Source organism: Paenibacillus sp. FSL P2-0136, assembly GCF_037975325.1.
Taxonomy (GTDB): domain Bacteria; phylum Bacillota; class Bacilli; order Paenibacillales; family Paenibacillaceae; genus Paenibacillus_AQ; species Paenibacillus_AQ silagei.
Genome location: NZ_CP150244.1, coordinates 1,864,595 through 1,878,203, shown reverse-complemented (window position 1 = coordinate 1,878,203; position 13,609 = coordinate 1,864,595). Strand labels below are relative to the sequence as shown.

Below are 13,609 nucleotides of genomic sequence, written 5' to 3'. Positions count from 1 at the left end.
ACACGAAACTATCCTTCACTCCAGTAATGGCGTTCGATAGAGTTGCGGTATTCGATAGGAGTGCAGCCTGAATATTTCTTGAATAGCAGATGAAAATACTGCCTGCTGCTGATCCCCACATAGTCGGCAATCTCCGCTACCGGAATCTCCCCCTGTCCCAGCAGCATCCGGGCCTTCTCCATACGCAGCTGGTTCAGGTAGTCCGTCAGGGTCTGCCCTGTGTGCGTCCGGAAGATGCGGTGCAGATAACCCGGGTGAACATTCACGGAGAGCGCAACCTCCTTAACCTGAATGCTCCGGTCATAATTCTGGTGCAGGAACTCAATGGCCCGCCGCACGTAGAGCTGTGAGGGCTGCTGGCTGGACGGGAGCGACTCCATGCGCAGCCGGGCCAGACGCAGCAGCAGCTCCGCAAAGAGCAGATGCACCAGGCTGCTCCCCTTCCGCCCGCGTTGATCCAGCTCCAGCACCAGCGCCTTCAACACATGGAAAACCTCCTCCTGATCGGACAACACCAGACTATCGAACGGATGCCGCAGCAGCTCTGCCAGCACCTCCTCCTCCCGGGCCAAGCTGCCAATGGACGGAACTACGCCCCCATATTCGGTAAAAGCAAATTCCACATTTAGCATCCGGCATGAGGAGCCCTCTTCCACAATCAGCCGGTGCGGCACCTCCGCATCCAGCAGAATCATCTCTCCCCGCTTCAGCCGGAAGGGCGTATCGCCGCCCGCTTCATCCCGCACCTCCACCACACAGCTGCCTGAGATAAGATACATGATCTCCGTGGAGTTGTGATGATGGTAAGCCATCGTATAATTGCTCCATTGCTTATAATAGTAAGCTAGAAAGTGCGGGCTATAATCCCGCTCCAGCAATCCCTGCTCAAAAAGACTCCCGTTCATCTCCGCCACACCGCCCGCCTCCCCTCTGCCAGTATCGATAGCACAAGTGTATCGCTTGATCGCAGGCAGGACAAGCAGCGGGTTGACCCCCTCCCCCCATCCACAAGCCTACGCACCCCTTCGCCAGCCGAATGTGTTCGGTTTTCCGCATACATTCCGGCCACACACCCCTCGCCAGCAAATTATGTTCGGCTTTCCGCATACATTTCGCCCACGCACCCCTCGCCAGCAAATTGTGTTCGGTTTTCCGCATACATTCCGCCCACGTCCCCCTCTGCCAGCAAATTGTATTCGGTTTTCCGCATACATTCCGCCCACGCACCCCTCGCCAGCCGATTGTGATCGGTTTTCCGATTACATTCTGCCCACCGCTTCCTAGCCAGCTTACGTCCTACATGCCCAGGCTTCCCGGCGCAAAAAAAAGAGCAGAAGGCCCGCGCCCTCTGCTCCCCGTTCATTATCCTCAATGAATCTTTGTTAATATTCCATTCACCAGACTATACACCCCGCCGCCCTCTATCTCTTCGGGCTGTCCATTCAGCAGGTAGATGCCTGTCTCTTCGTCAATGCCGTAATTCGGCAGCTCGCCGAGGGTGCGGACCGCTGTCCGTAAATGCTCTTCCTCATCCCACTGGGTGAAATGGACGGATAGCAGCAGATCAGGAATCAGATTGAGGCCCTGCCGGTGTTTGAACTGTCTGCTCTCATTATCCTTGGCCGAAATTACACACCGCTCCGGGCTAATCAACGCTCCTGCCGAGAATCCCGCAACCGGTATTCCCGACTCATAACGCTGCCGGATCATCTCACCGATAGGGGTCTCCACAATGAGGTCGGCATACAGATCTGTATCCCCGCCCCCGATGACGATCCCGCCGCAAGTCTGGAGACTCTCTACAGCAGTCTTCACCTCAGTAGACTTCAGCGGCAGATAACAGAATTCAGCTATCCCCGCGTCAACCAGCGGCTGCATGCAAGCTGCCATATAGTCCGGCCAGTCTTCGCCTTCTTCAAATAATACAGCGACTGGTCCTGCTGCCATCACGCTTACGAACCTCCGTGCCAGTCCACGGGTAAACGGAGGACCGCCGCCGTTCAGAAATAAATGCTTGTCCATGACATCACCTTCAGTATTCAAGATATCCTGCATCTTACCTCATCCATCTTATAGAAAAGCGCAGGTTCCCGCAATACGCTTCCTCGCCCGCTCCCCCTCATCCTTTTATCCCATCATCCCTGAAAAGAAATCATCGACTGCTTCAGCTGCTCCGCCAGCTCCTCCAGCCTGTGCGACAGGGCGACCAACTCCCTGCTGACCGTGAATTGCTGTGAGGACATGGACGCCACCTCTTCCGTAGAGGCGCTGGTCTGCTGCACTACCGAGATCACACTCGCCATGGATTGTCCCAGCTGCTGCTGGTATTCGGCCAGCTCGGAGACCGCCGCCGAGGATTGGTTCAGAACTCCGCTGAACACCTCCATCTCGGCCCTCACACTCCCGAAGATGAGCGAGGATTCCCGGACCGAGGCCAGCTGGCTGTGGAACATCGGTGCAGCCTCACTCACAACCTTGACCGTGTTCTCGATATGGCTACTGATCTCCTCGGTAATCCGGGAGACGGAGGCAATCGACTCGCTCGACTGATTAGCCAGCCCTCTGATCTCATTGGCAATGACTATGAAGCCTCTCCCGGCGGCGCCTGCGCGCACGGCTTCAATTGAAGCGTTCAGCGCCAGAATATTCGTCTGCTTGTTCATCGCAATCATCGGGGAGAGAATGCTGCGGATCAGCACCGTGCTATCCCGCAGCATAGCTGAATTCTCCTGAATCAGGTCCATCAGCTTCAGCACATCCTCACTCTGCGATACCAGCTTCTTCATCCGCTCCGCTCCCTGGTCACTGACCTCCATGACCTTCTCAGCGGAAGCGGCCATCACTGCATTCCTTTCTGCTACTTCGCTGGTCTTGCCGCCCATCAGCTCTACCTTGGCATTGCTGCTCTCCGCTTCAGCCGCCAGACTGGCAGCTCCGCCTGCGATTTCGCCGGTCGCAGCGGCTACCTCGCTGGCCTGGCCGCTGATCGCCCCCGAAGCTGCGACGAGCTGCTCTGCGGTAGCCAGCACTTCAGCAGCCGAGTTGCTGCTCCGGCCCGCCAGCTGAGAGATCTGCTCCATCATCCGGTTAAAGCCGTGGCCCAGCCGTCCGATCTCATCCCGGCCCTTGAAGCTGGTCCGCACTTGCAGATTGCCCTGCTCGCCCTCTTCCATCAGCCGGGCCAGCTTGCCAAGCGGACGGCCGATCAGCCGCACCAGAACATAGCCAATGATCAGAGCAATCAAGGCTGCAGCCAAGACTACCAGCAAGGTAATATAGAGCAGCCTGTCGGCCGATTTGGTGAAATCGCTCACCGGCGCATAACCCAGCAGCGTCCAGTCCGCTGTACTCAACGGCTGGTAGACTACCAGCTGCGCACTCCCCTGCTCATCCCCGGCTGTGAAGGACCGTTTCCCGCTCTCCCCTTGCCGTGCTCCGGCCGGCTCTTGTCCCTCATTCTCCCGTTTTCCGGTCAGCTCCCGCTCCTCACTCTTCACTGCCCCAGGCAGCTTCTGCTCCTCACCCTTTTGCACTCCCGTCAGCGCCCCGTCCTTTAACGCTCCAGTATGTATGTAAGAAGCCTGCCCGAGCAGTGCATCGTCAGCACTGTATGCAACCCGGCCCGAAGAATCGAGGATGCGGATCTCCCCACCCAGCCCGATATGCAGGTTGGACAGCACATCTGTCAGTGCCTGCCCCTTCACCTCGATCAGCATATAATACTCTGCCGCCGGATTCTGAATATTCCGCAGCAGACGGCCCATCGTCATAGCGGACTCGCTGTACGCGTCGAAGAAGCCTTTAGCCCGGACGGGGAACCAGACCGGATTGCCTTTACCGTTATCAATCTCCTTCATCCGGGCCAGGATGCCTTCATCACTGCGCACTCCGCTAATCCCCGTCGATTTGTAGGATTCGGCGTCCACCATGCTTCTTGCGACCAGCCGGACTCCGAGCAGCCGCTCATCCGATCCTCTGACGGAGTCCAGCTTGCGGCGTATCCGGTCCTCTGCGGCTGACCTTGCAACCGTACCGGCGGACGGGCGATTAACCGTCTCCATATCAGCCTTTAACGCCGGATCTACAGCGAATTGCCTGGAGAGCGCTTCATATTCAGCGAACAGGAAATCGAGCTTGTCCGCCGCCTGGACAATGGACTGTGAGGAGGCTGCTGCCACCTCATCGGTAATGATCCCTTTTGCCGCATAATAGGAGGTTAAGCCCAGAACTGAGGACAACAGGACAATAGTACAGAACAGAATTACGAATAACTTGACGCCAACCGAGCTGAAATTAATGAATCGCCGCCGTTTCATTACACTCTCCCCTTATCATGCAGATTACGATTTCTCCTCCATAAAAGAAAGGTGCAGCCCCTCAGAACTGCTTCAAGGCCGCACCCGTTATTCGTACATACATGGTCTAATTACTATTTTCTACCCCTTACTGGCCCCCGCCGTCAGGCCGTCAACCAGCAGACGCTGCAGGAAGGCAAAGAGAATCATTATGGGTACAGAGATCAGCACGGCTCCCGCCGCGAACAGCGTGAAGTTGGAATTCTGCATCGTATTGACCATATCCCACATCCCCACGGCAACCGTCCAGTTCTCCTTGGTCCGCAGAATCAGCTTGGCGAAGATGAAATCGACCCACGGGCCCACAAACAGGGTCAGCGCTATATAAGTAATCATCGGACGGGATAAAGGCAGAATAATCCGGGTAAAAATCCCGAAGTTGCTCGCCCCGTCAATCCGCGCGGCTTCATCCAGCGAACGCGGAATCGTATCCAGGAACCCCTTGGCGATCAGCGTTCCTCCAAGCGGCGCTCCGGCCGCATAGACGATAATCAGCGCCAGATGGGTATCCAGCAGGTTGAATTCCTTCAGGAGCAGATAGATGGCAATCATGCTCATGAAGCCCGGGAACATCCCGAGAATCAGCAGTGTGGACATGGTGGTCTTGCGGCTTCTGAACCGGAACCGGGATAAGGCATAGCTGGTCAACAGCGTCAGCACCACCCCGATCAGCATCGAGAACACCGCAATCTTAAGCGTATTCCCATACCAGGTTCCAAACATATAGACCGGTGAGGTGAACAGCTCCTTATAGTGGGCGAGGGTGAATGTCTCGGGAATCAGCGTCTTGCTGTACAGGGATTTACCCGGCCGGAACGAAGCAAGCAGGATCCAGAGTGCCGGATAGATTGCAGCAACCGCCAGTGCAACAAGAACGATATAGCTTAAGCAGAGACGAATAAAATTCGCTGCCTTGCGTCCGATGATCATTGAATCATGTCCTCCTCTTGGAACGATTTGGTCCGGCGGTAATTGTACAGGGAGAACCCGGCAACAATGATGAACAGGATAATACCGATCGCAGACGCCATATTATTCTTGTTCTGATCCAGCGTCAGCTTATACAGCCAGGTGACGAGCAGATCCGTCGAGCCGGCGTACTGGTAGTTTCCGTTCACCGGGTTCCCTCCCGTCAGCAGGAAGATCGCATTGAAGTTGTTGATATTCCCCGCGAACTGCATAATCAGCGTAGGTGCGGTAGAGAACAGAATCATCGGCAGGGTAACGATACGGAATTTCTGGTAATTGGTCGCACCGTCCACTTCGGCCGCCTCATACATATCGCGGGGAATCGTAGTCAGCACCCCCATAATCAGCAGCATCGATACCGGAATTCCTACCCACATGTTGACGACAATAACCGTAACCTTGGCCCAGAATGGATCAGTCAGCCAAGGCAGGCCGCCTAGTCCGAAATAGCCGAGATACTGATTGATCGGGCCGAACTGCCCGTTGAACAGGTTGCGCATCAACAGGAGCGAGATCATCTGCGGAATAGCGTAAGGAATAATCAGGAGCATTCTCCACATGCCTTTGAAGCGTATGCCTTTTTGGCTGATCAGCAGGGCAACCAGCATCCCGCCGAAATAAGTAGTTACAGTCGAAAGAACCGCCCAGATAATGGTCCAGGTAAGTACACCGTAAAAGGTATGGCTCCATGATTTCAGCACCAGCAGATTGCGGAAGGTCTCGAACCCTACCCAGTCTACAAGCTTCGCCGGAGGAATGTGGTTCGGTGCAGCATAGTTGGTAAAGGCCAGCATGATCATAAAGATGATCGGCATAATGGTGAAGAACAGAATGCCCATACCCGGGAGCAGCAGGAAGCTCTGGGCGAATTTATAGTCGAGGATGTAACGTACAGATTGTTTAAATGTATTGGACGGACGGCCGTTTTCGCGTTCTGCTCCGATTTTATAGGCATCCCTAATATTCATGTACCAGATGATCAGGAATAACACAAAGAACAGCAGGGTGATCAGGCTTTCAATCAGAATGACGATGGAATGGTCCCCGGGAACCATTTTGGCAATCCCCTTTACCTTTTCCAGACGGCTTGGAGATTCCCCGAGCGTAGTAATCCCCCAGAAGGCTCTTCCCAGATTGCTAATGAAATAGATAAGTGCCACAGCTTCTACAGCTATGAACATAAGCCCTTTGATGAATTGGCGGTTATATATTTGCCCGAGTCCCATAAAAATGGCCGACAGTATTCCAGCTCTCGCTTTGTGTCGCTGCATTTCCCTTCCGTTCTCCTCTCCGTGCGGAATTCAAGGAAACTGCCCGCCGCAGGCTATGCGGCGGGCAACTCTAATTCCACGGTAAGCTGTTGATTGTGTAGTTACTGGGCAGAAGCCCCGTTGTTCAGGTCTTTAATCTGCTCTACGGCTTTGTCCATGGCTGCCTTCGGATCAGTATTGTTATCCCAGATGGCCGGAAGTGCAGCATTCACCGGGCTCCAGACGTTCCCCATCTCAGGAATCGAAGGCATCGGCTGGGAGTTCTTCGCCTGTTCTGCGAACGCGGATACGAACTCGTCACCCGTAATCTGCGGATCTTTCAGCGCTTCGAGGTTCGTCGGCACGGAGCCGACCAGCTTGTTAAGTGTCAGCTGCGAATCTTTGCCGGAAGCAAAGTGTGCATAGAGTTTAGCCGCATTCGGATACTGAGTGTAGGCGTTGACGGTGAAAATTTTGATCCCGGAGAAGGTAATGGCGGTTTTGCCGTCAATAGTAGGAACCGGAGCAATTCCGAGGTTGTCGCCCAGCGCTTCTTTATATCCCGCAAGCTCCCAAGGTCCTGTAATATCCATGGCGACATCACCGCTGTTGAACAGGCTGCGCTTGATGTCCGGGTTAATGTCACCGCTCTTGATCGGCAGGACTTCCTTCAGCTTGGCAAATTCAGTCAGGCCTTTGATCGCACCTTCATTGTTCAGGCCGATATCGTCCTTGTCGGTACCGTCTTTGCCGAACAGGTAACCTCCGGTAGTGGCGATGAACGGATAGTTGAAGTACATGTTGCCTACTTCCCACATAATGCCGTAACGGTTCTTGGCTTTATCCGTGAACGTTTTGCTGAAGGCAATGACGTCATCGAAGGATTTGGGAGCTTCTTTGACCAGAGACTTGTTGTAGAACAGCGCATAGGTCTCCGCCGCTCTCGGATAGCCGTACAGCTCGCCGTCATAGGAAGAACCCACGATGGAAGCCTCAGTGTTCTCCGCCTTGGTCTGTTCTGCAAAAATATCATTAGGGAGCAGCAGACTCGCGCTTGCCGCCTTGCCGAGATTATCATGAGGAATGATGATGACGTCCGCAGCCAGGCCGGAAGGGCCGTCCTGGGTGAGCTTGCCAACCTGATCCGGCGGGGCTACCTCTTCAATTTTGACCGGAACGTTATACTTGGCAGTGAACTGCTTCGCAACTTCTTCAGCGAACTGTCTTTCTTCCTTACTCTCCCAGATCACAAGTGAAGCGCCCTCTTCCGGGACGATCTCACCTGCTGCCGGTGCGTTGTCGCTGCCTGCCCCCGCATTATCGGTAGCTGCTGCATTATCCGCAGGAGCATTAGTCGCTGCCGCATTTCCTCCGGCATTGTTGTTTGAGCCGCACGCCGTAATTGACATTGCCATCGAGCACGCTGCGGTGAGAACCATAAGTTTTTTGAGATTCATTCCTTTTAACCCCTCCTGTGTGTGTATATCACTTGATTTGACGATGATGCTTCTTTTGACTTGACTGACTTGACGTTGCTGCTCCCTACTTTGCGCAAACGATTTCAGAGGATTCAAAAAAAATTCTGCTTTCTCCAATTGCCTCTTCCGAATACGTTATACCCGGTTTAGAAAGCGCTTCATTCCTGAATCCATAATACATCAGCTAACTCGCAGTTGTAAAAACGTTTGCACATAGTAAATTCAATAGAATTCAGCCGTTTATTATGGATAATGTTACCTTTACTCTTTTTATCACATGATTTCTTTAAATAACTTGAATATACTTCGGTTTAAAAATTCTTTTCTGCATTTTTTGTCGTATTTAGACGAATATTGTTGTATAATTGCTAAATATTATCAATTTACAGACTTTGGAAATCGGTTTCCCCTTCCTGAAACTTTGTGCAACTGTTTGTACAAACCTCTTGAACCTCATTTTGTTCCGTGCTATAATCCAAACCATCATGAAACACCTCATTCTTCACCAATCTAAAGGCACTGTCCCTTCTCGGGTACAACCTCGGCGTAATCTAACCGGCGGTTGTGCCTTTTTGTTGTGTGCAGAATCGGGTGTGTAGTCTATATAAATTGAACCACTGTTTTTTATGTTTTGGGATTAGCCGTGACTCCAGAGAAGTTTTGGACTTCCGGCCGCTGTTGTCTGCAGATTTCATGATTTATACCGCTGTTCGCGGTCGAAATCCGCAGACAAAGGCGGTCGCTACCGCTCCTCCAGTTCCAAAATTCCCCTCCGCCACTTTTCCCTTAACTTAAATTTTTAAGTTCAATCTATATAGCCAAACTAAATCTAGGAGGAATTAATATGTTATTAGAAGCCGTGTATCATCGTCCCCGTCTGAACTGGTCGTATGCCTATGATCACAACACCATCCACCTGCGGCTGCGTGCCAAGAAGGGGGATCTGACCGAGGTCTTCGCCTGGGCGGGTGATAAATATGCCTGGGACACCACCAAGGAATTGATCCCGATGACCCTGTTCACTTCCGATGCAATGTTCGATTACTGGGAATGCGAATCGGTTCCGCTCTACCGCAGGCTGAAATATGGCTTCCTGCTGCAGCAGGGCCAAGAACGGATCTGGATGACAGAGAGTGATTTCCAGAAGGAGCGTCCCGCGAACCCCAACCGGCTGTTTGAATTCCCCTACATAAGCCGCGGTGATGTCTTCACACCTCCGGCCTGGGTCAAGGATGCGGTGTTTTATCAGATTTTCCCGGAACGGTTCGCTAACGGCAATCCCGGTATAAGTCCTGATAATGTGGAGCCTTGGGGCGGAACCCCCCGGCCGGATAATTTCTTCGGCGGAGATCTGCAGGGTGTCATAGATCATCTCGACCATCTGACGGAGCTGGGCATTACGGGCATTTATTTCACACCGGTCTTCACTGCCACCACCAACCACAAATATGACACGGAGGACTATATGCAGGTCGATCCGCATTTCGGTGATGTGGACACGCTGAAAAGATTGGTCGATGCTTGTCATGAGCGCGGCATCCGTGTGCTGCTGGACGCGGTCTTCAACCATGCGGGCCGTACCTTCGCCCCGTTCGTGGACGTACTGGAGAAGGGCGAGGATTCGGAATATAAGAACTGGTTCCATATCAGGGAATATCCGCTCCAGGTCGTGAACAATATTCCAACCTACGATGCCTTCGCCTTCGAGCCGCTGATGCCGAAGCTGAATACAGAGCATCCTGAGGTGAAGGAGTATCTGCTGAAGGTCGCCGAGTATTGGATCAAGGAGGTGGGCATCGACGGCTGGCGTCTGGATGTGGCCAACGAGGTGGATCACGAATTCTGGCGTGATTTCCGCAAAGTCGTGAAGCGTGCCAATCCCGAGGCTTACATTCTGGGCGAGATCTGGCATGAATCAGCCCCTTGGCTGGAAGGCGACAAATTCGATGCCGTCATGAACTACCCGTTCACAGATGCAGTGCTTGACTTCTTCGTCTACGGAACGCTGGATGCGGAAGGCTTCGCCCATTCGATCGGCAGACAGCTGTCCCGGTATCCGCTCCAGGCCAGTGAGGTCGCCTTCAATCTGCTGGACAGCCACGATACTGCGCGTCTGCTGACTGTAGCCGAGGGCGATAAGAACGTCATGAAGCTGGCTGCACTGTTCCAGTTCACCTTCATGGGCACGCCCTGCATTTACTACGGGGACGAGATCGGAATGGATGGCGGAGGCGACCCGGACTGCCGTAAATGTATGGAGTGGGACCCGGAGCGGCAGGACCGCAATTTATTCAACTTTTACCGTAAGCTGATTGAGATCCGCGGCAGCCATCCGGCGCTGCGCACCGGACGCTTCACCTTCCTTGAAGCCTCAGCCGGGGGCAGCAAGCTGGCCTACGAGCGCAGTCTGGGTGATGATCTGATTATCGTACTGATTAATACAGAGGAGACGGTGCAGACCTTCCGGCTGGACGTTCAGGAACGCAATTGGGAGAACCTATGGACCGGCGAAGCGATCCATGCCGAACGCGGCAAGCTGTCATTGAGGCTGCCGGCATACGGCTTCGCCGTACTTCAGGCCAATATGTCCTAAACTCTGATCGGTTTCTTATGGGCTGATTCAGAACATTTTGGCGCAAACGTTTGTAGAATGAAATAGAGCTACTACTTAGTTCAGGACACAATAGAATCAATTCTGTTGTGTCCTCTATATAATGAGTATTTATAGGTGTCTGCTGAAATTTTCGAGCCAGCTAATCTTCCGGAGAAGTAATGTTCAACTGCTTACTTTTTAGAGATTGATAAGACAAACTCTACTCTATTTGCACTAATTTTGCACAAAATCCCCTTGTTCATTGCACAGATTTGCATACCCCTCTGCTCCACTTCCAGATTCACAATAGCTTAAGCCGTATCGCTGTGTAGTGCTCAGAACGTAGAAGCCACGGGGATTACGCTCTATGCGAGGTTTCACTATTTACAATCATCCCCACTTCGATTAATATTACTGTGTAAAGCAAACGGTTCCATTAGGAGGTTTCTATGACAGTTACCATTAAGGACGTTGCCAAGAAAGCGGGGGTCTCACCCTCCACGGTGTCCCGGGTGTTGTCAGGCCATCCCAGAATCAGCTTAGAAACTTCCCGTAAGGTCAAAGTGATTATGGAAGAAATGGGCTACACCCCGAATATGATGGCCAAAAGTCTGGTATCCAAGACCACTAACAGTATCTGCATCATTCTTCCGAAACCGGCTGAAGAGCTGTTCTCCAATTTGTTTTTTATGGAATTAATCCGCGGGATCGTCACTCAGTCTAGCCGTTCCGGCTATGATGTGCTGATCAGCTCCGGGGCGAACGAGAAGGAGGAGCTTGAAGCTGTCTCCCGTCTGCTCAAGGGACGCCGCGTGGACGGCGTTATTCTGCTGTATTCCCGTAAAGACGATGCGGTGATCGATTTCCTGCAGTCGGGCGGTTATCCCTTTGTCCTGGTGGGACGGAGCGACCGCTACGAGGATATTCTGTCAGTGGACAATGATAATATCATGGCCGCCTATGATGCGACGAATCATCTCATCTCCATGGGGCATGAACGCATCGGCTTCGTCAGCGGGCCGCCGAACCTCATCGTCTCGCGCGACCGGCTGGAGGGTTACCGCAAGGCCATGCAGGGCAAGGGTCTGGAAATGAAGGATGAATGGATCGTTGAAGGCGAATTTCTGCAGGACAGCGGCTATAGGGCAATGTCCTTCTTCATGAATCTTCCGAACCGTCCGACAGCGCTTGTCGCGGTGGATGATATGGTCTCATTCGGGGTACTCCGCGGATTGAACGAGCTGAAGTACAAGGTCCCTGAGGATCTGGCGATTGTCAGCTTCAACAATATCCCGCTCTCCGAGCTGTCCAGTCCTCCGATCAGCAGCATTGATATCGGGATTTATCATCTTGGCTATACGGCCTCTCAGGTACTGATCCAGAACATTCAGAAGCCGGATAATCAGGACGGATATACGAATCGTTTTGTCATTCCCCACCGTCTAATCGTACGGGAGTCCTCTATGCATGCTCCGGGAAATTAAGGCATGTACAAGAAAATGAATGAAGCAGAGTTACGCTTCATTTATTTTTTGGAACTTTGCACAAACGTTTGCGCTAAAGTTCAGAATGTTGCTGGTAGAGGGATTCCCGCCTGCGGCTACTGGCGGTGAGGCTGGGGCTGATACACACTTTTTTAGTTTTCACTGTTCGCCCCTCGTGTGAATAGGAATTGTTGCACCTTTTGCAGGAATTCCACCAGCAGGGCACGATTCGCAGAGAAATATTGCATATTTTGCAGGATTCTTGCCCAGTTGGCACCCAGCTTTCACCGATTGTTGCATTTTGTGCAGGATTTCCGCCAGCGGGGCATGATTCGCAGAGAAATGTTGCATATTTTGCAGGATTCTTGCCCAGTTGGCGCGATAACCACATCTAATTGTTAACTAATCATATTAGGAGGTTCAACATGTCAGATATCAAAGCCTGCCTGTTCGATCTGGACGGTGTTCTCGTGGACACTGCCCGGTATCACTATATTGCCTGGAGGGAGCTGGCCGAAGAGCTTGGATTTGTCTTCACAGAGCAGGATAATGAGCGGCTCAAGGGCGTCAGCCGGGCCGCTTCGCTGAATATTCTGCTGGAGATCGGCGGCATCACACTTGGTGAAGACGAGAAAGCCCGGCTGGCGGAGCAAAAGAATAACCGCTATGTCGAGTATATCGCCAAGATGGACAGCTCGGAGATTCTGCCCGGCGCCCTGGACTTTCTGCAAGAATGCCGGACCGCCGGCATCAAGGTAGCCCTCGGCTCCGCCAGCAAGAACGCGATGACCATCCTGAACAATACCGGCCTGACCCCATACTTCGATGCCATCATCGACGGCACGCATACCAGCGCGGCCAAGCCTGACCCGGAGGTCTTCCTGCTGGGTGCGCAGGCTCTGGACACCGTTCCCGCACACTGCGTCGTCTTCGAGGATGCCGCAGCCGGTATCCTGGCCGCTTCCCGCGCAGGTATGCGCAGCGTGGGCATAGGCTCACCCGAGACGCTAGGCGGAGCCACACTAGTTGTCCCTTCCCTGCGGCAGCTTACTGTTGCCACACTGAAGGAATCTTTTGCCACTGTATGACGAATAGTAACAGAGCCTGAGCCTAGCCGTGAGCCCTTCCGCTCAAGCGGCATCTCTAGTCCGCCGGACAGCCTAACTGTACTTTGTACAACTATATTGCCAATTTATCCCCCGGTTATCGGCTTAGTTGTACTTTGTACAATTATGCTATCCCTTTTAAGCTGATATGACCTTTTAGGGCAGATTTAGTTGTACAGACTACAGTAATACGACTCAAGTCCCTCTAATCGCAACTTTTTAATGCACAAAATACAACTAACTCTAAGTCTGAACCTCTGAGCTTCGCTCATGGTGCAGAAAGCGTCAATTACTCCCTGCACTCATCCGTTCAGATCATCAGTTTAGATCATCAGCTCAGATCATCAGTCAGAGCGAATGCTGCACTTGCATCT

General features: G+C 52.8%; 9 protein-coding genes. 3 read left to right on the top strand and 6 right to left on the bottom strand.

Features of this window, described 5'->3' with window-relative positions; genetic code table 11:
• Nucleotides 1-8: 8 nt before the first annotated feature.
• The 6 genes from NYE26_RS07755 to NYE26_RS07730 all read right to left on the bottom strand — a co-directional run bounded on the left by NYE26_RS07755 (nucleotide 9) and on the right by NYE26_RS07730 (nucleotide 8,031).
• On the bottom strand, nucleotides 9-905 hold the full coding sequence (locus tag NYE26_RS07755) for an AraC family transcriptional regulator (RefSeq protein WP_339257391.1): 897 nt from the start codon (nucleotides 903-905) through the stop codon (nucleotides 9-11).
• A gap of 463 nt (nucleotides 906-1,368) precedes the next feature.
• A complete protein-coding gene (locus tag NYE26_RS07750) occupies nucleotides 1,369-2,043 on the bottom strand; it encodes a Type 1 glutamine amidotransferase-like domain-containing protein (RefSeq protein ID WP_339255026.1) in 675 nt (224 codons plus the stop codon).
• A gap of 92 nt (nucleotides 2,044-2,135) precedes the next feature.
• Nucleotides 2,136-4,316 (bottom strand): methyl-accepting chemotaxis protein, encoded by a 2,181-nt coding sequence (locus NYE26_RS07745; protein ID WP_339255025.1) that lies wholly within the window; start codon nucleotides 4,314-4,316, stop codon nucleotides 2,136-2,138.
• Between the two features lie 120 nt (nucleotides 4,317-4,436).
• Nucleotides 4,437-5,285: a sugar ABC transporter permease gene (locus NYE26_RS07740; protein WP_209872832.1), complete on the bottom strand. Its 849-nt coding sequence runs from the start codon at nucleotides 5,283-5,285 to the stop codon at nucleotides 4,437-4,439.
• Entirely contained in the window at nucleotides 5,282-6,595 is a 1,314-nt protein-coding gene (locus NYE26_RS07735; protein WP_209872835.1) for a sugar ABC transporter permease, read from the bottom strand. Before NYE26_RS07735 ends, NYE26_RS07740 begins: the two co-directional genes overlap by 4 nt.
• Nucleotides 6,596-6,696: 101 nt before the next feature.
• Nucleotides 6,697-8,031: a maltose ABC transporter substrate-binding protein gene (locus tag NYE26_RS07730; RefSeq protein WP_036721401.1), complete on the bottom strand. Its 1,335-nt coding sequence runs from the start codon at nucleotides 8,029-8,031 to the stop codon at nucleotides 6,697-6,699.
• 865 nt (nucleotides 8,032-8,896) lie between these two features.
• On the opposite strand from NYE26_RS07730, the gene NYE26_RS07725 reads away from it, so the two are divergent.
• The 3 genes from NYE26_RS07725 (at nucleotide 8,897) to pgmB (ending at nucleotide 13,217) form a co-directional block, all read left to right on the top strand.
• Nucleotides 8,897-10,645, top strand: coding sequence for an alpha-glycosidase (locus NYE26_RS07725; RefSeq protein ID WP_339255024.1), 1,749 nt, complete (start codon nucleotides 8,897-8,899; stop codon nucleotides 10,643-10,645).
• 449 nt (nucleotides 10,646-11,094) lie between these two features.
• A complete protein-coding gene (locus tag NYE26_RS07720) occupies nucleotides 11,095-12,129 on the top strand; it encodes a LacI family DNA-binding transcriptional regulator (RefSeq protein WP_076079097.1) in 1,035 nt (344 codons plus the stop codon).
• Between the two features lie 425 nt (nucleotides 12,130-12,554).
• Nucleotides 12,555-13,217: a beta-phosphoglucomutase gene (gene pgmB, locus NYE26_RS07715; RefSeq protein ID WP_339255023.1), complete on the top strand. Its 663-nt coding sequence runs from the start codon at nucleotides 12,555-12,557 to the stop codon at nucleotides 13,215-13,217.
• The last annotated feature ends 392 nt before the right edge of the window (nucleotides 13,218-13,609 follow it).

Bases quoted from the DNA above. Each gene is read 5' to 3' on its own strand.
- NYE26_RS07755 (WP_339257391.1), bottom strand. From the start codon at position 905: ATGAACGGGAGTCTTTTTGAGCAGGGATTGCTGGAGCGGGATTATAGC.
- NYE26_RS07745 (WP_339255025.1), bottom strand. From the start codon at position 4,316: ATGAAACGGCGGCGATTCATTAATTTCAGCTCGGTTGGCGTCAAGTTA.
- NYE26_RS07740 (WP_209872832.1), bottom strand. From the start codon at position 5,285: ATGATCATCGGACGCAAGGCAGCGAATTTTATTCGTCTCTGCTTAAGC.
- NYE26_RS07735 (WP_209872835.1), bottom strand. From the start codon at position 6,595: ATGCAGCGACACAAAGCGAGAGCTGGAATACTGTCGGCCATTTTTATG.
- NYE26_RS07730 (WP_036721401.1), bottom strand. From the start codon at position 8,031: ATGAATCTCAAAAAACTTATGGTTCTCACCGCAGCGTGCTCGATGGCA.
- NYE26_RS07725 (WP_339255024.1), top strand. From the start codon at position 8,897: ATGTTATTAGAAGCCGTGTATCATCGTCCCCGTCTGAACTGGTCGTAT.
- NYE26_RS07720 (WP_076079097.1), top strand. From the start codon at position 11,095: ATGACAGTTACCATTAAGGACGTTGCCAAGAAAGCGGGGGTCTCACCC.
- pgmB (WP_339255023.1), top strand. From the start codon at position 12,555: ATGTCAGATATCAAAGCCTGCCTGTTCGATCTGGACGGTGTTCTCGTG.